Origin of the sequence: Pigmentiphaga litoralis (assembly GCF_013408655.1) — a bacterium.
GTDB lineage: Bacteria > Pseudomonadota > Gammaproteobacteria > Burkholderiales > Burkholderiaceae_B > Pigmentiphaga > Pigmentiphaga litoralis_A.
The window spans coordinates 3,288,031-3,305,278 of record NZ_JACCBP010000001.1 but is presented as its reverse complement, the minus strand read 5'-3'; the positions used below and the strand labels follow the sequence as shown (position 1 = coordinate 3,305,278).

Below are 17,248 nucleotides of genomic sequence, written 5' to 3'. Positions count from 1 at the left end.
GGATCCCGGTGTCGCGCCTTGGACTGCGGTCCTTGCAGTGTTCGGTTTTCGATCAGACAACGCAGGAACCCGCCGCCATGGACGCTCGCACGCCGCCGCTCAATGCGCTCAAAGTGTTCGAAGCCGCTGCCCGCCTCAGGAGCTTCAAGAAGGCGGCGGAGGAACTGCATGTGACGCCCACGGCCGTCAGCCATCGGGTCACGCAACTGGAAGATGTGCTGGGCATGTCGCTGTTCGTGCGCGACGCGCATGGTGTCGAGCTGACGCCGGCGGCGCGGGCCTGCCTGCCGACCTTGCAGCGCGGCCTGGATAACGTGCGCGACTTTGTGGAGCAGCTGAAGCTGCATCCGCAAAGCGAGGTGATTACCGTCCGGACGTCGCCGTCGTTTTCGATGCGCTGGCTGATGCCGCGGCTGCACCGCTTCATTGTTGGCCACCCCGGGGTGGATGTGTATGTCGATACGTATGCCCGGCTGTTCATGGAATTGCGCCCGGGTGATGCGCGGTCCGGACTGCCCGACGCGGGCGGCGACCAGGCCGATATCACCCTGATCTACGGCGCGGGCAACGTGCCGGGGTTGCTGACCGAGCGGCTGCTGGATGCGGCGGTGACGCCGCTGTGCAGTCCGGCCTTGCTGGCGCGCCATCCGCCGCTGACGTCGCCGGACCAGCTCGATGCCTTCACGCCCCTGCATTGCGATCGCGACGCCATTTATGGCGAACGTTCGCTGTGGCAGTTGTGGCTGGATGCCGCGGGCGCGGGGCATATCCGCACGGATCACGGGCTGCGGTTTACGCAGGCGTCGTTGGCCATCGAGGCCGCTGTGGACAACATGGGCATCGTGATGTGCTTTCCGGTGCTGGCCGCAGCGGAACTGGAGGCGGGCAAGCTGGTGGCGCCGTTCGATCTGACGATTCCCCTGGCGTCGGGTTATCAGTTGATCAGCAGCAAGGCCGCGAACCGCCGGCCGGCGGTCATGGCGTTCAAGCGATGGTTGCATGCGGAAGCGGACGCGACGCGGTTGGCTGATCGGACCCGGTGGGCAACACGGGCTCCCGCCCCGGCCACCACGCGGGCGACATAGCGGACCACACCCCTCATCCAGTCATGTGGCGAATGAGTTTTTCTCATTCGCCTGGCGCGCAGTGCGACGCTACGATTTGCGTTGACCCGTCTGGAGCGCGCGATGATTTCGGCAGACACCTACGAGCGGTTGAAGCGCTGTATCGATGACCGGCCCGACGACGCCGTGTTCCGTGTGCATCGTGACGTGTACACCGACCCCGAAATCTTCGAACTGGAACAGCGGTATATCTTCGAGCGCACCTGGTCGTTCATCGGGCTGGCGTCGCAACTGCCGGCAAGGAACGCGTTCCTGACGACGCAGATCGGGCGGGTGCCCGTCATCATCACCCGCGGTGAAGACGGCCAGCTGCACGGCTTTCTGAACGCCTGTCGGCACAAGGGCGCAAAGATCGTCGTGCAGGAGCAGGGCCGCCAGAAGTACCTGACCTGTCCGTATCACGGCTGGGCCTACGACTGCCAGGGCAAGAACTTCCACATCAAGGATGAAGCTGCCGGAAATTACGGCCCTGCCTTCGACGCCACCAACCATGACCTGTTGCCGATCGCGCGGCTGGAGTCGTACAAGGGCCTGATCTTTGCCTGTCTGATCAAGGACGTGCCGCCGCTCGACGCTTTTCTGGGCGACATGAAATTCTTCATTGATTGCTACATGGACCAGGGACCCGAGGGTATGGAGTTCGTGCCGGGGCGGGCGGTGTATTCGTACCGGGGCAACTGGAAATTGCAGATGGACAACGGGATGGACAACTACCACCTGACGTCGACGCATTCCAGCTTTCTGGATGTGCAGGCCAAGCGGCGCGACGGCGGGGGCAATCAGGATGCCAAACAATTCGATTGGGAAAAGCGTAATGCCCAGCAGGGCGGCACCTTCCTGTTTGCGCATGGGCACTCGCTGAACTGGCTGAATCAGCCGGAAAAGGAAAAGCGGCCGATCTGGCCGGTGATCGACGAGATTCGCGAACGCGTGGGCGAGACCAAGGCGCACTGGATGCTGAACCTGAAGAACTGCGTGATCTTCCCGAACATGCAGATCGCCGATTCGACGTCGCTGTTGATCCGCACGTTCCGCCCCTTGTCGGCCAACGAAACCGAGATGCGCGTCTATTGCCTCGCGCCCATTGGCGAGTCGCCCGAGCGGCGCGCGTGGCGCCTGCGTCAGTTTGAAGACTTCTTCAATCCGTCCGGTTTCGCGACCCCTGACGACACGGTGATCTACGAGGACTGCCAGGACGGATATCAGGCGGGCGGCAGTGGCGCCACGCCTGGCCTGTTCGATTACACCCAGGGCAACGAGCGCGGACGCGGGCTGTTCCAGCGCGGCGCAAACCCCACGGCTGAGACGCTGGGTATCACTCCGGACTTCAGCGTGGAGAGCAACTTTGTTGTCCAGCAAGAGATGTGCTATCTGGCGTCGTACCGGGCGTGGCACCGCCTGATGATGGCGGGCGCACGCAGTGCGGGTGTGGCCTTGAGCGCTGAAGGCGTCACGCCATGAGCGACCGCAGCGATGGCCAGGCAGCCATTGACGTGATCCGCCGCGAAGCCATGTATCTGGACGAGCATCGGTGGACCGAGTGGCTGGACCTGTACACCGACAACTGCGAGTACTGGATGCCGATGTGGCGCACCGAAGAAACATTAAACGCCGATCCGCAAGACGGGCTGTCGCACATCTATTACGCCAGTCGTGCCGGACTGGATGATCGTATTGCGCGGATCACGTCGCGCAAGTCACCGGCATCGCGGCCCTTGCCCCGGACCTGCCATGTGCTGGGCACGGAACTGGTGGTCGACCGGGCGGAGGATTCGATTGCGATCCGGTCCTCCTGGAGCTGCCACGTGGTGTTCCCGCGGCACCGCGATGCACACGCGTTCTTCGGTTCCTATCGGCATGAGCTGGAACGATCGGAGCAGGGCTGGCGCATCCGCAAGAAGCACATTGTGCTGATGAACGACTACATCCCGACCCTGCTGGATATCTACTGCGTGTGACCTGACGATCGACGATCGGTCGCCATGCGGTCGCGTTCTACCCCCTACTGCGCGCATCAGAAGACGCACCCGAGACGATTTCTTCATTCGATGTCCCTACCGGAGGTTTGCTATGTTCGCGTCTCGCTTCGTTCGGCCGCTGGCCTGTGTCGGCCTGCTGTGTAGTGTGTCTTTGGGTGCCGTGCAGGCACAGTCCTATCCCAACAAACCGGTGCGTTTCATCGTTCCCTTTTCGGCGGGCGGCGGGAATGATTTCTTGGCGCGCGATATCAGCGCGTTCATGAACGAACGTGTCAAACAGCCGTTCGTGGTCGAGAACAAGGCCGGGGGCGGGGGCATCATCGGGTCCGATCTGGTGGCCAAGGCCGCGCCTGACGGCTACAGCCTGCTGATGGGCGCCAACACGGCAACGATCGTTGATGCGACCCGCGAGACGTCTCCCTTCAGCCTGACCAAAGACCTCACGGGTCTGGGTATCGTGGCCGACATGCCGATCATTCTGGTGGTCAATCCCAGCCTGGGTGTGCGCAACGTCCAGGAACTGATTGCGCTGTCCAAGAGCCGGCCGGGCAGCTTGAACTATGCGAGTTCAGGACCGGGAACGGTGCAGCACATGGCAGGCGCCTTGTTCGATTCTTTGGCCGGCACGCAGATGGTGCACATCCCGTTCAAGGGGGCGGCGCAGATGATTCCCGAACTGCTGGCGAGCCGGGTGCAGGTCATTTTCAGCGCGGCCAACACGGCCTTGCCGCATATCAAATCCGGTGCCCTGCGCGCGCTTGCCGTGACGGGTGACAAGCGGTGGTCCGAGATGCCGGATTTGCCCACGGTGGCGGAGCAGGGGGTTGCGGGCTATCGCGTGGACCTTTGGTACGCCGTGTTCGCGCCCAAGAACACACCCAGGCCGATCGTTGATTTTCTCAACAAAGAGCTGCACGCCTATGTTGATGATCCGAAGACGCACGAGCGGTTCAAGGGGCAAGCCCTGTCACCCGTAAAGACGACACCCGACGAGATGGACCAGCGCGTGGCGGCGGACGTCAGTCAATGGAAAGATGTGGCGGCCAAGATCCAGTTCAAGTTGGCGCAATAGCGGGGAGTGCGGGGGCCAGACAATCCGCGATCCGGCCCCCGGTAGCATCATTCCGGCCGAATGTTCGCCTCTTTGACCAGGCTGTTCCAGCGGCGCAGTTCATCGTCAACAAAGCCGCCGACCTTCTCGGTAGGCAGATAGGTGGCGGTGTCACCCGACCGTTCAATGGTTGCCTTGGTTTCGGGATCCGCCAGTGCATTGCGCACTGCCGTATTCATGGCGTCGATGATGGCGGGCGGGGTCTTGGCGGGCGCGAACAGGGCGGTCCAGAACAGCACTTGGTACCCGGGGATGGTTTCGGCAATGGCGGGCACGTCGGGGAATTCGGCGCTGCGGGTCGGGCCGGTCGTGGCGATGGCCTTGATCATCTTTTGCTGGATGAAGGGCTTGGCCGCTGCGATTGTCGAAAACGAAAAGTCCAGCTGTCCAGCGACCAGATTGCTCATGGCCGGCCCGCTGCCTTTGTAGGGGATGTGCGTGAACGGCGCCTTGGTGGCGAAGCGCAGCATTTCGCCCGCCATGTGCGGCGTGGTGCCGATGCCGGCCGACGAATAGCTCAAGCCGCCCGGCTTGGTGCGGGCCAGTTCGTCTAGCGCCGCGATGTCCTTGACCGGCAGGGCCGGGTGCACCGACAGCACCAGCGGCGACATCGTCACGGTGGAGACAGGCGTGAAGTCGGTCTTCAGGTTGTAGCCAACGTTCGGCATCAGTCCGGTGTTGATGACAAAGGCCGGATCCGCGAACAGGAAGGTGTAGCCGTCGGGCGCGGCGCGTTGGACCTGACCGGCCCCGATCGTGCCCCCCGCGCCGGGCCGGTTTTCCACGATGATCGACTGCTTCAGTTGGGTCGACAACCCGCGTGCCAAGGCTCGCGCTGCTGTGTCGGTGCCGCCACCTGGCGCATAGGCGACCACGAACACGATGGGGCGATCCGGATAGGCCGCTTGCGCGCCCGGGGCAAGCGCGGTCGACAGCATGGCGACAGCCAGGGCGGGGGCGCAGCGGTACGCAGCGATTCGAAGAACTTCAGACTGGTGGGGGCGCATGACGGGGCTCCTGCTCCGAGGTGGATCACAAAGCGTCAATAAAGCAATTACCGTTCCAATTTTGGCCAATGTAAATAAATTAGTACTCGACAGGCGTGCGGAAGCCTTACTCAGGCGTAGTGCGGGCCTTGGTCGTGAAGCCGAACGCGGGGGCTGATATAGATAGGACGATCCCCGCAGCGATGTGGTGCTCGGCCTGCACAAGCTCGTGCCCAGGCAGGTTCAGCTCGCTCCGATATGGTGCTCCACTTCCCTCACGTCAGTAAACAAAAAGTACGACTTATTCCAATAATGGGATTCAAGCGCGGCGGGTCGTCTGCAATCAGGCCGCCGCAGGCAGGCGCGACTTCCAGTAATCGCAGGCGCGCAGCATGGCCGACGGCGCGATCAGTCCGGCCTTGGCGACTTCGCCGGGCGACAGTACATCCACTTTTCCAAGCAACTGCGACTGGTACTGGAAGCCCGCGTTCATGCAGCTCGTCACCGCGCGGAACACCAGTTCGGTCAGATTGACGGCGGCCACCGTGGCGCCATGACGGCGCATCAGCACGACCCAGTTCGGTCCCAGCGCACGCGCCAGCGAGGCGCCGTGATCCACATTGCTCAATAGCAGATTGGTATCGCCGAATTCGTCCTGGCTGTCCCAGAACGGTACGGTTCCACCCATGAAGGCGCCATGCTGATACACCGGCACCAGCGGCGTGCCACTGATGCAGAATGGCATGACCGCTGCGGCGTGGTGATGGCAGATGGCGTTCACATCAGGACGCGTGCGGTAGATCTCGCCGTGAATGAATCGTTCGATATATAGGGATCGCCCGTCCAGGGGAGTGACGGGCTGGGACATCTCGTCGTACTCAAGAATGTCGGCCGGGGCCACCAGTTCGGGCGCACGCGAACACGACAGCAGGAAATGCGACGGCCGGTCCGGATGCCGCACGCTGACATGACCGAAAGCATCAAGCACATTTTCATTGGCAAGCACGTGGTTGGCGGCAACCAGTTCGGCAATCAGTGCGTCGATGCTTTCGGAAGGGGGCATGATCAGGCTCTTTTTCGGGTGGACACGGGCGCCAGACTCGACAGCGTCTGGAGTTTCTTTTTCAGGAAGGCGGCAGCGGCCGGGCCTTTCATGGCGGTGCGCCAGGCATCGTTCACGATGTTCTGGTGCAGCGTCAGCGCTTCGGGCGCCGATGTCGCCATGGCCACGCCTACACGGATGTTGGGCTGTTCGCCCAGCCGGAAGGGACTCAGCGTCAGGGTGCTTCCCTGTGCGTTGCGGAAGATCTGGAAACCGTTGTGCGGCAGGGTGTCGCTGACCAGGCCGATCTGCACGCCGATCTCGTCACCTTCGATCAGGTTCACGAAATGTTCGACTTCCTGGCGGGCCATTTCGCGGCGTTGCGCGGCCACCGAGGCGGGCAGATTCTGCCGGCCTGCCATGCCGTTCTGCAGGAAGCGTTCGATCTGCGTGGTGGAGATCAGATTGACGATGCTGGGCCGGCGCTTGCGATAGCTTTCCTTGCGCTGGTGCAGGATGTCCATGATCTGGTTCACGTCGTCCAGGCTGCGTTGCCGGTTGGGTGCATCTTCCGGAATGCTTTCGCGCAGGACCGTATCGAGCATGCCTTCGAACTGGAAGGACGCCAGCAGGAAAGAGATCGGTCCGGCCAGCACCAGCAGATGTTCCGCGGTCTCTTCCAGCTGACGGGTCCGCTCGAAATAGGCCACGGCCGATGGCATGTATTCGATGCCGACACCCAGCAGGGTGGGCATCGACACGTTCAGCAATTCCGACAGTTTTTCCAGCGTTTCAATCTTGGCCAGCTCGCCCTTTTCGAAGCGATACAGGGCGGTCCGCGAGATGCCGATACGTTGGGCGATTTCGTCCGCGTTCATGCCCGAAGCCATGCGGAAGGCTTTGAGTCGTTTCCCAATTTCGTCGTAGCGTAAAGTCATCTCGGTCTCCAGTGCCAATTTGAGCAAAGGCCCCAGTTTGTCCACATTTTGGCTAGGTACCCTTTTTCTGGATTATAGCGAGGCGGTCTCGTTCATCGTCAGCACCAGGCGGCCTGACGCCTGCCGGGATTGCAGGGCAGTCAGCGCGCTTGCCACGTCTTCCAGCGGGTAGCGTGTGACCGCGGAGGGCCGCAGCGCGCCCGCTTCAACCAACCGGAAGATTTCGCGGATGCAGTGCGCCATTTCATCGGGCGTGCGCTTGCGGTAGTCGCTCACCTGCAGGCCGCTGACCTCGATGTTCTTGAGCATGACGTAATTGACCTTCAGCGTCGGGATGCGGCCGGTGGCAAAGCCCACCACGACCAGCCGGCCGCGCCAGGCAATCGCGCGGATGGCGGCGTCGAACACATCGCCGCCCAGGGTGTCGATCACGATGTCCACCCCCTTGCCGTCCGTCTGCGCGCGCACCTGGTCGCGCAGGCTGTCGATCAGATCGCCTTGCGACAAGTCGACAACACCGTGCGCGCCCGCGTCCAGCACTTGCTGCGCCTTGCCCGGTGCGGACACGGCGGCCAGCACGTGCAGGCCATACGCACGCGCCAACTGCACGGCGGCCAATCCCACGCCGCCGGTCGCGCCCAGCACCAGCACGGATTCGCCTGCCTTGGCTCGGCCGCGTTCGCACAACGCGAACCATGCCGTGTCATAGGCCAGCGACATGGCCGCGGCGTCGACGAACGACAGGCGGTCAGGCAGCACGTAGCAATCGTGGGCCGGCACGCGCACCTTTTCGGCGTACCCGCCCTGCTCGTGCAGCGTCAACACGCGGTCGCCCACCTTCAAGGTGGTGACGTCCGGGCCGACGGCGCTGACCACGCCGCACGGCAGTTTGCCCGGCGCGAAGGGCCGCGGCGGCAGGAACTGGTATTTGCCGGTAATGACGAGCAGGTCGACGAAGTTCACGGCGGTGGCGTGGATGTCGATGACCACGTGGCCGGCAGTGGCCTCGGGATCGGCGATCGTTTCCACCGTCAGTTGGTCGACGGGGCCAAATTCACGAACGAGAGCGGCGCGCATGCGGTCAATCCTTGGATGAATCAGGCTGGGACGAATCAGGCTGGGACGAATCAGGCTTGGACGAATCACCAACAGGCGAAGGCACAACGAAGGTGCTGAAGGTCCCACGCCCCACTGCGATCACGGGCCCGCCCGCGGCCGCCATGATCTCGACATCGGCACGGGCCAGGTTCCTGCCCACGCGCAAGGTCCGGGCGCGCGCGATCAGGTCAGCGGCCGGTGCGGCAAGCAGGTAGTCGATCCGCAGATCAACTGTCGGCGCCATGCGCCCGGTCTGCACGGCGACCGCGGCGTGCGCCGACAGGTCAATCAACGCCGCCAGCACGCCGCCATGCACGTTGCCCGAATCCGCCGCGCGGCCGAACACAGGCTGGTAAGGCAGCAGGATCGTGACCTGTCCGTCCAGACTCGCATTGATGGCCTCGGGCCGCAGCACCGAGTGGAAGGGGGGATGCGCCAACTCATGACGCAAACGCGCCATGGCGACGTGGTCCGTGCGGGCGGATGCCGCAGCCTTGTCGTCGTTCATGCGTTCTGCGGTGCGGGCTTGAAGCGCACTGGGGTAGGCGTCAGCTCCCCGGCATGCAAGGCGTCGATCAGCGCGCGTTTGTAGATCTTGCCGCTGGCCGTCAACGGAATGTTCGGTACTTCGATCAGGTATTCGGGCATGTCGTAACGCGACAGGCCGGCATCATCCAGGTGCTGCAGCAAAGCATCGGCATCCACCGTCTTGCCCGCCTGCAACGAGAACGCCAGGCAGACCTTTTCCCCCAGGCGGGGATCGGGGACCGGCACCACTGCGGCACGGGCAATCGCGCCATGCTGAAGGGCCAGGTTTTCGATACGGGCCGGGTAGATGTTGTGCCCGCCGCGGATGATCAGTTCCTTCTTGCGGCCGGTAATGTTCAGATAGCCGTCGGCATCCAGGCAGCCCACGTCGCCAGTCATGAACCAGCCTGCCTTGTTGAACGAACTTTCGGTTGCGGTCTGGTCGTCGAAGTAACCGAGCATCAGGCTCGCACCGCGTCCGCCGATCTGGCCGACGTCGCCTACCGTCAATTCCAGGTCGGGGTCTTCCAGCGAGAAGATACGAATTTCGTAACCGTCGCAGGCGCGGCCCGAGGTTTCAAGAATGCGTCGAGGGTCGTCATCGGGCAGGGTGTAGTGATGCGAACACGCTTCGGTCATGCCGTAGCCGCTTTGCGGTTTCACGCCCAGGCGCAGCAGTTCGGCCACCACTTCCTGCGGGGCCGAGGCGCCTGATATGCGAAAGCCGGTCAGGCGTCCCACGGACTCGGATTGGCGGACACGCAATTCGGCCAGCAGATCGATCGCGTGGGTCGGCACACCGAACAGAAAGCTGGTGCCAGTCTCAAGCAGCCGGTCAAGCAGGCTCGCACCGCGGGGCAGATCGTGGATCACGACTTCGCCGCCCGTGGCGAATGCCGACACCATCGCGCCGAATCCCAGGTTATGACTGAGCGGGCTCATCGTGTACAGCACCGATTCCGGCCCGAAGTGCCAGTCCTTGGCGATCGCGCGGGCATTGGCGAGCAGGGTGTTGTCACTGTGCATGACACCCTTGGGCTGACCAGTGGTGCCCGACGTGAAGGCCAGGTAGACCACGCGATTGGGGTCCTCGGACACGGGCGGGGCCGCGTGGCTGCCTGCTGGAAAATCGACCGCCGGCGTCGCTGCGTTGAGCGGTTCGATGCGGATCACCCGCTTCAAGGTGTCCAGCCCTTCCAGCAACGTGAACACATCCTTCCGGCCGGCATCGGCGCCATAGTTGGCTTCGCCGATAAACGCGGCCGCGCGCACCCGTGTCATCAGGCCGGCGATGTCAGCAGCCGTGTGGTCGCGATGCAGGGAAGGGCAGCAGGTGTAGGCGTTGCGCGAGCAGGCCAGCAGCGCCACCGCGGTTTCGACCCGGCTGGGCAACCAGACCCCGACGCGTTGACCCGGCTCCACGCCCGCCGCATGCAGATCGGCGGCCAGGGCGTCCACGGCATCGAGCAACTGCCGATAAGTCAGGCGCCGCTTGCCGTCCCGGATGGCGTACGCATCGGGATGGCTTTCCGCGTGCTTGCGAGCCGACAGATAGATGGTGTCGTCGGTCCAATGCCCCGCCGCGTAAAAGGCGCGAAGCTGCGGGGCGCTGAGCAGGGTGAGCGTGGTGTTCATCATGTCTGGCGGAGTCCTATGAGCGTGTTCAACGAAGTGCAAGTCATCTGGCGCCGAACCAACCTTTTGCCGTCGCCCTGAATGACGCCCACAGCAATGCGAAGCCGCTGATGGGCTTGGCCTGCACGGGGGCAGGCGCGGCAGGCGGTGTTGATGCGGCATGGACGGGCGCCACAGCGGCTGCCTGCGTCGAGCCCGGGGCGTCGAGTGCGCCGGCGCCGCGCAGCTGCTCGATCCGGGCTTCGAGGTTTTTTGAAAACTGCGAAATGATCTGTGTGGCAACGCTCTGAATGACGCCCGACCCCCGGCCGTATTGCGCGACCGCACCGCTCATCGCCAGGTCCGTCTGGACGTCAACCCGCGAGCCCTTTGCCGAGGGGGAAAGCGACAGTGCGATCGTTGCGTTTGCACCCCCGCGCCCTTTGGCGTCGGTGCCGCGCGAAACGATGCGTGCCCGATGCGCCGTGTCGTCCACGTCCTCAAACGCCGCCGTGCAGTTGAACGACAGTGCCACCGGCCCAAGCCGCACCGATACCTTGCCCTTGAAATGGCGATCGTCGATGACTTCGGTCAGCTCCGCGCCGGGCATGCAGGGCACGACGGAGGTCACGTCCATCAACACGGGCCAGGCCTGTTCCGGCGGAAGCGACACTTCGAAGGAGTTGGCAAATTGCATGGGGCAGGTCTCGTTGTGTCTCGTTGGATGTCGTCGTTATGGGCGGGGGGAAAATTGCAGGACCGTGCGCCAGATGGCGTCGCCCGCCTTCAGCAATTCGGCATCGCGATGCCGGGCGGTCACCAGCTGGATGCTGACCGGCATGCCGTTCGGACCCCGGTGCGTGGGCAGACCCAGGGCAGGGGTGTGCAACAGGGTCCACAGCGCCTGCAGCGACGGATCGCCGGCGTAGTGCAAGCCTTCGGGCGCCTCGCCATTCACGCAAGGCACAAGCAGCACATCCCAGTCGTCCATCAGGTCGTCGAAGTCGCGGCGGCGGTCTTCGGCATAGCGCTGCGCGGCAAGCAGGTCCGCATGCGGAATGCGCCAGCCGCGTTCGATCGATGCCGACAATTGCGGGCTGATGCGGTCACGGTGGTGCGTCCATTCGCTGGCCAGGCCGCGCGCCCGTTCATAGTCATTCAGCGTTTCTCGGACCACAGACAGGTGCCCGAATCGTTCGGGCAATGCCACAGGCGTCACGGTCACGCCGGCGGCTTCCAGTGCCTCGACGGCAGTCTGCAGCGCCTGCCGTGTTTCGGGCAGGGCCTTGGCGTCCCACAGATAGGTCTGGCAGACGCCGATCCGCAAAGTCGAGACGGGCGTGGCGGTCGATGCGGAAAGCGGTGCGTCATTGCCTGTCAGGGCCGCGTCGACCAGGGCGATGTCCTGCACGGACCGCGCCATCCAGCCGAGGGTGTCCAGGCTTTCGGCGGCGAATTTGGTGCCAGCGCGATTGATGCGGCCATAGCTGGGCTTGAAGCCGACCACCCCGCAGTACGAGGCCGGACGCAGCACCGACCCGCCGGTCTGCGTCCCCAGACTGATCGGCACCATCAGGTCGGCCACGGCGGCGGCCGACCCGCTGGACGATCCGCCCGGTGTCCGGTGCAGGGCCAGCGGATTGGTGGTGGGGGCGGGCGCCATGCCTGCGAACTCGGCCGTGACGGTCTTGCCCAGAATCACGGCGCCTGCCGCGCGCAGCAGGCTCACGATGGCGGCGTCGGCAGGGGGCTGGTGACCGGCGTAGATGGGCGACCCCATTTGCGTGGGCATGTCCCGGGTATCCAGCACATCTTTCACGCCGATCGGTATGCCGTGCAACAGGCCGGAAGACGGATTGGCGTCGCACGCGGCAGCCTGCGCCCGCACCTGATTCGGCGACACATGCGCCCAGGCCTTGCGTTCGGGTTCCCGTTCGGCGATGCGGGCGAGGCACGCCTCGGCCAGGTCGGACGCGGTCAGTCTGCCCTCGCGCATCAACGCGGCCGCGTCGGTGGCAGTCAGGTGGTTGGCGGGTGTCGGCATGGCGGCGCTCGTTGTCAGGGTCAGGTGCGTCGTGCCAGGGCACGGTGGATGGCGGCAGGAAGCACGGGCAGGCGTGTCACGAATCCGGGCTGGCCAAGCGCATCGTCAACGGCGGCGGCAATCGCCGCGCCGACTGCGTTGGTGCCGCCTTCGCCCGCGCCTTTCATGCCCATCGGATTCAAGGGGCTGGGCGCGTCTTCGGTAATCAGGACGTCAACCGATGCGGGCATTTCGTGCGCGGTCACCAGCAGGTAGTCCGCAAACGTCGTCGACAGCGGCTGACCGGTTTCGTCGTAGGTGAATTCCTCAAACAGCGCGCCGCCCAGTCCTTGCGCCAGGCCGCCGACGATCTGGCCATCGATCAACATGGGGTTGACGGCGCGGCCTACGTCATACGAGACCAGGTAGCGTTCCACCTCGACCTGCCCGCTGCCCGCGTCGATGCGGATCTGGGCGACGTGGATGCCGTAGGGATAGTTCATGTGATCGCTGTAGAACCAGCCTTCGGCAGTCAGGCCGGGGTCGCGGCGGCCGACCGTGCGGGACCCCGCGTGCACATGGCGCGCGATGTCCTGCAGGCCGATGCGGCGACCGGCCGCCACGCCCCGCGCATGGACGTGGCCATCGGTCATGTCCAGTTCTTCGGGTGTCAGGCCTAGCATCTCGGCCCCGATGTCGATGGCCTTGGCCCGCAATTTGGCCGCGGCGATTTGCGTTGCCGAGCCCGACATGACGGTGACGCGCGACGCGTGCGCACCATTGCCGAAGGCAATCTGGTCGGTGCGTCCATGCACCACCCGAACGCGCCGGTAGTCGATGCCGAGGCCGTCGGCACAGATCTGCGCCAAGGCCGTTTCCATGCCCTGGCCGACCGACGCCGCACCGGTGACCAGCTCCACATCACCCGCCGTGTCGACCGTGATGCGCACGCCATCGGACGGGCCCAGTCCGGACTTTTCCACGAACATGGCCAGGCCGATGCCGACCACTTCGCCCGCGGCCTTGCGCCTGGCGATGTCGGCTTGGGCTTCGGCCCAGCCGATACGGTCCAGGGTCTTGTCCAGCAGCAGCGCGTAGTTGCCGGAATCCAGGACGACATCGGTGCCAAGCGCGTCAAGCGGGCGGGCATAGGGCATTTCTTCGGGCCCGATCAGATTGCGCCGGCGGACTTCCAGGACGTCGATGCCCACCCGGTGCGCAATCGCATCCATCAGGCGTTCGCGCACAAAGGTCGTCTCGTAGCGGCCCGGTGATCGGTAGGTGCCGCAGGGGGTCTTGTTGGTCAGGCGGTAGTGGGCCTCGACCGCATAGGCTGGAACGCGATAGGGTCCGAGCAGCAGGCCGGCGGACATGTCCGCCACGCGTGGGCCGTGGGTGCGCACGTACCCGCCGTTGTCGTGAAAAAGGGTGTTGCGAATGCCAAGGATCCGGCCGTCGGCATCCACCGCGGCCTTGACCTGGTGGCGCTGCTGGCGCGAATGGTTGGTGGCCATCAGGTGTTCGCGGCGGTCTTCGATCCACTTGATCGCGCGGCGCAGTCGCAAGGCGGCAAGACACACCAGCACGTCTTCGGGATAGAGCTCGCCGCGCACGCCAAAGCCGCCGCCCACATGGTCGCCATGCAGATGGAATTTGGACGGGCTGCGGTTCAGCATCTTCGCCATTTCGTCGCGGTTCCAATGCGTCTTCTTGGCCGCGCCATACATCTCCAGCACGTCGCGCGCCGCATCGTAGCGGCCGATGGCGCCCCGGCATTCCAGCGGCACGCCCGAATGCCGGCCGATCGACAGGTCCAGTTCCACGACCGCGTGCGCCTGGGCAAAGGCGGCGTCCACGTCGCCATAGCCTTTGCGGATGATGGTGGGTTCCGTGCTGTACCCGGGCAGGAATTCGCCCACCTCGCCCGATGCATCCAGCACCACGGGCAGCGGGTCGATGTCCGGCCAGATCAGGTCGGCGGCGTCTTCGGCCAGATAGGCGTCCACTGCAAACACGGCGGCGACCGGCTCGCCCACATACCGCACGTAGTCCTGCGCCAGGATGGGCTGGCAGTAGGGCTCCAGTCCCTGAACCGTGGTGGCGCGAAACGGGATGGGCGGAATGTCGGCCACGTCCTTGCCGGTCCAGATCGCGATGACCCCCGGCATGGCGCGCGCGGCCTCGGTATCGATGTGCAGGATGCGGCCGTGCGCGACCTGGGCCCGCACGATGCGCATGTGCAGCTGATGCGGAAAGTTGATGTCACCGGCAAAGCGGGCCTGGCCCTGGACCAGTGGCGGGTCTTCCAGGCGCTGCACGGACTGGCCGACATGCCGTTCGCTGTCGGCGCGCAGCACGTCGGGCTGCACCTCGTGATAGGCATGGATGTTCATGGCTGGCTCGCTTGCAGGCTGGCGTCGCGGACCAGGGTGACCGCCGACACGATGTTCTTGTAGCCGGTGCATCGGCAGATGTTGGACGACAGCGCATCCAGCAGGACCTCATCACTGGCGGTGGGATCCTTTTCCAGCACGCTGGTCGCCAGCATCAGGAAACCGGCCGTACAGAAGCCGCACTGCAAGGCATGCTTTTCCATGAACGCGCGTTGCAGCGCGGACAGTTCGCCGTTCTGCGCCAGCCCTTCCACGGTGCGGACCTGGCTGCCCTGCGCTTGCGTCGCGAACATCAGGCAGGCGCGCACCGGCTGGTCATCCACCAACACCGTGCAGGCCCCGCAGACGCCATGCTCGCAGCCCGCATGCGTGCCCGTCTGGCCGCAGTCGTCGCGAAGGGCATCGAGCAGGGTGCGGCGCGGTTCGACAAAAATGGGAAACACCGTGCCGTTGATGTTCAGGGTGACTTCACGCTTGGACATGGATGCGCTCCGGTAATCAGCGGTTCAATCCGGCCGCCTGCGCCAGCGCGCGGGCAACGACGGTACGGGCCAGGGCGCGGCGGTAGTCACACGCCTCTTCCGAGGCATCGACAGGGTCGATCGCCGCGCCAGCCAGCTGGGCGGCATGGTCGAACAACGCCGGGTCGGGCGCCTGGCCCTCGCATGCGGCTTCGGCTTGCGCGGCACGCACGGTGGTGCCCGACACGCCGCCCACCCCGATACGCACGCGCCGCATCTTGCCGTCCTCAAGCTCGAACACCGCAAGACACATCGCCTGCGCAAAGTCGCCCGCGCGCCGCGCGATTTCGTCAAAGCCGAAGCGCGTCGCCGCGGGCAGGCGGGGCAGCAGGGCGGTTGTCAGGATTTCGTCCGCCTCGAGCGCGGTCGTCATATAGCCAAGAAAGAACGCGCTGGCCGGGATCTCGCGGCGGCCGCGGGTGCTGTGCGCCACCAGCACGGCGTCCAGCGTGTTGACGACCAGGCACCATTCCGACGCGCCGTCGGCATTGGCCAGGCTGCCGCAAAAGGTGCCGCGGGTGCGGATGGGCAGGTGGGCGATGTGTCGCACGACCTGGGACAGCAGCAGGCCAAGCGGGCCCGGTTCCACGGGGGTGGCGAGCGCAATGTGGCGCACGCAGGCGCCGATGTGCAGGACATCGCCATCGACTTCCAGGCGGCGCAGCGCGTCGATGCGGTTGATATCCACCAGGTGCGATGGACGAGCCAGCCGCAGCGCCATGGCGGGAACCAGCGTCTGCCCGCCCGCAAGGATGCGGCCATCATCGTCCGCCACGCTCGCCAGCAATTGCAGGGCGTCTTCCAGCGTTTCAGGCTCGTGGTACGCGAACGGACTGGGCTTCATACCGGCATCCTAAAATTTGTCTGTACAACTATTTATGGGATTATAATTATTTTTGGAACAGGCGCAACGTGCTTCGGTTGGAACGCGGCGCCGCACGCCAAGCCCGCGGCCACCTCATGGAGTCGTCTCATGCTTATCCCGCACCACAACCGATACGCGTACAGCCCGATCATTTCCCGGCCTGACTACACGTGGCCCGAAGGCAAGCGCCTGGCCTTTCACATCGGCCTGAATATCGAGCACTTTGCGTTTGGCACCGGGCTGACCCATACGCCCACCGTCCCCATTCCGGCACCCGACCAGCGCTCGTTCTGCTGGACCGACTATGGCAACCGGGTCGGCGTCTTCCGTCTGCTGGATCTGTTCGACAGTCTGGGGCTGCCTGCCTCGCATCTGGTCAACACCACCCTGTTCGAGTATGCGCCCGAAATCGTTGACAGTATCAACCGTCGGGGCGACGAGATCATCGGGCACGGCCGCACCAACGCCGAACGCCACGGCTATATGTGGGAGAAGGACGAGGCGCGATTCATTGCCGAGGTGCGCGACGAGATCTCGGAAAAAGCGGGTCAGCAAGTGCGCGGCTGGATGGCGCCCTGGATGTCGGTCAGCCAGGTCACGCCCGACCTGCTGCAAGAAGCCGGCTTCAAGTTCGTGATGGATTGGCCCGCCGACGATCAGCCCCTGTGGATGAAGACGCGCAGCGGCCGCATCATGTCCGTGCCGTATCCGCTGGAACTCAATGACTCGCCGCAGATGCTGGTCAGGCACGCGACGCCCAGCGACTTTGAACAGATGATGATCGACCAGTTCGAAGAACTGCTGGCGCAAAGCGACAAGCAGCCGCTGGTGTTCGGCCTTGCACTGCATGCCATGGTGGTTGGGCAGCCGTACCGGCTCAGGGCCCTGCGCCGCGCGCTTCAATACATCAGCAATCACCCGCAGCGCGACAAAGTCTGGTTCACCCGGCCCGGACAAATCTATGATCACTGCGCGGCCTTGCCCGATGGCGTGGTCACCGGGCACCCCGCGCCGCGTTGATCCTAT

General features: G+C 64.5%; 16 protein-coding genes. 5 read left to right on the top strand and 11 right to left on the bottom strand.

Annotated features, from left to right (window positions below):
• The first annotated feature begins 77 nt into the window (after positions 1-77).
• The 4 genes from HD883_RS14930 to HD883_RS14915 all read left to right on the top strand — a co-directional run bounded on the left by HD883_RS14930 (position 78) and on the right by HD883_RS14915 (position 4,175).
• Positions 78-1,085 (top strand): LysR family transcriptional regulator, encoded by a 1,008-nt coding sequence (locus HD883_RS14930; protein WP_179584085.1) that lies wholly within the window; start codon positions 78-80, stop codon positions 1,083-1,085.
• Between the two features lie 102 nt (positions 1,086-1,187).
• Complete coding sequence (locus HD883_RS14925) at positions 1,188-2,585, top strand: aromatic ring-hydroxylating oxygenase subunit alpha (protein ID WP_179584096.1); 1,398 nt, start codon at positions 1,188-1,190, stop codon at positions 2,583-2,585.
• Complete coding sequence (locus tag HD883_RS14920) at positions 2,582-3,082, top strand: aromatic-ring-hydroxylating dioxygenase subunit beta (RefSeq protein ID WP_179584098.1); 501 nt, start codon at positions 2,582-2,584, stop codon at positions 3,080-3,082. The genes HD883_RS14925 and HD883_RS14920 overlap by 4 nt, the downstream gene beginning before the upstream one ends.
• 112 nt (positions 3,083-3,194) lie before the next feature.
• Positions 3,195-4,175 carry a Bug family tripartite tricarboxylate transporter substrate binding protein gene (locus tag HD883_RS14915; RefSeq protein ID WP_179584100.1) on the top strand — a complete coding sequence of 327 codons (981 nt, stop codon included), beginning with the start codon at positions 3,195-3,197 and terminating at the stop codon, positions 4,173-4,175.
• A gap of 47 nt (positions 4,176-4,222) precedes the next feature.
• Here HD883_RS14915 and HD883_RS14910 read toward each other — a convergent pair whose 3' ends face one another.
• The 11 genes from HD883_RS14910 to HD883_RS14860 form a co-directional block, all read right to left on the bottom strand.
• Entirely contained in the window at positions 4,223-5,221 is a 999-nt protein-coding gene (locus HD883_RS14910; protein WP_179584102.1) for a Bug family tripartite tricarboxylate transporter substrate binding protein, read from the bottom strand.
• A 322-nt stretch (positions 5,222-5,543) separates the two neighbouring features.
• Positions 5,544-6,263 carry a class II aldolase/adducin family protein gene (locus HD883_RS14905; protein WP_179584104.1) on the bottom strand — a complete coding sequence of 240 codons (720 nt, stop codon included), beginning with the start codon at positions 6,261-6,263 and terminating at the stop codon, positions 5,544-5,546.
• Positions 6,264-6,265: 2 nt separating this feature from the next.
• Positions 6,266-7,180 carry a helix-turn-helix domain-containing protein gene (locus HD883_RS14900; RefSeq protein WP_179584106.1) on the bottom strand — a complete coding sequence of 305 codons (915 nt, stop codon included), beginning with the start codon at positions 7,178-7,180 and terminating at the stop codon, positions 6,266-6,268.
• A 72-nt stretch (positions 7,181-7,252) separates the two neighbouring features.
• Positions 7,253-8,257: an NADPH:quinone oxidoreductase family protein gene (locus HD883_RS14895; protein ID WP_179584108.1), complete on the bottom strand. Its 1,005-nt coding sequence runs from the start codon at positions 8,255-8,257 to the stop codon at positions 7,253-7,255.
• Positions 8,258-8,261: 4 nt separating this feature from the next.
• A complete protein-coding gene (locus tag HD883_RS14890; RefSeq protein WP_179584110.1) occupies positions 8,262-8,786 on the bottom strand; it encodes a PaaI family thioesterase in 525 nt (174 codons plus the stop codon).
• Positions 8,783-10,444, bottom strand: coding sequence for a class I adenylate-forming enzyme family protein (locus HD883_RS14885; protein WP_257022218.1), 1,662 nt, complete (start codon positions 10,442-10,444; stop codon positions 8,783-8,785). The genes HD883_RS14890 and HD883_RS14885 overlap by 4 nt, the downstream gene beginning before the upstream one ends.
• Before the next feature lie 40 nt (positions 10,445-10,484).
• The gene (locus HD883_RS14880; RefSeq protein ID WP_179584112.1) at positions 10,485-11,117 is read right to left on the bottom strand and encodes an SRPBCC family protein; all 633 of its coding nucleotides are present in this window, start codon (positions 11,115-11,117) and stop codon (positions 10,485-10,487) included.
• Between the two features lie 36 nt (positions 11,118-11,153).
• Positions 11,154-12,464: an amidase gene (locus HD883_RS14875; RefSeq protein ID WP_179584114.1), complete on the bottom strand. Its 1,311-nt coding sequence runs from the start codon at positions 12,462-12,464 to the stop codon at positions 11,154-11,156.
• A gap of 20 nt (positions 12,465-12,484) precedes the next feature.
• Positions 12,485-14,836: a xanthine dehydrogenase family protein molybdopterin-binding subunit gene (locus HD883_RS14870; RefSeq protein WP_179584116.1), complete on the bottom strand. Its 2,352-nt coding sequence runs from the start codon at positions 14,834-14,836 to the stop codon at positions 12,485-12,487.
• Positions 14,833-15,318 carry a (2Fe-2S)-binding protein gene (locus tag HD883_RS14865; protein ID WP_179584118.1) on the bottom strand — a complete coding sequence of 162 codons (486 nt, stop codon included), beginning with the start codon at positions 15,316-15,318 and terminating at the stop codon, positions 14,833-14,835. The genes HD883_RS14870 and HD883_RS14865 overlap by 4 nt, the downstream gene beginning before the upstream one ends.
• Before the next feature lie 16 nt (positions 15,319-15,334).
• Positions 15,335-16,201, bottom strand: coding sequence for an FAD binding domain-containing protein (locus HD883_RS14860; RefSeq protein ID WP_179584120.1), 867 nt, complete (start codon positions 16,199-16,201; stop codon positions 15,335-15,337).
• A gap of 129 nt (positions 16,202-16,330) precedes the next feature.
• Between HD883_RS14860 and HD883_RS14855 the strand changes: the two genes are divergently transcribed.
• Positions 16,331-17,242 (top strand): polysaccharide deacetylase family protein, encoded by a 912-nt coding sequence (locus HD883_RS14855; protein WP_179584122.1) that lies wholly within the window; start codon positions 16,331-16,333, stop codon positions 17,240-17,242.
• Positions 17,243-17,248 lie beyond the last annotated feature (6 nt).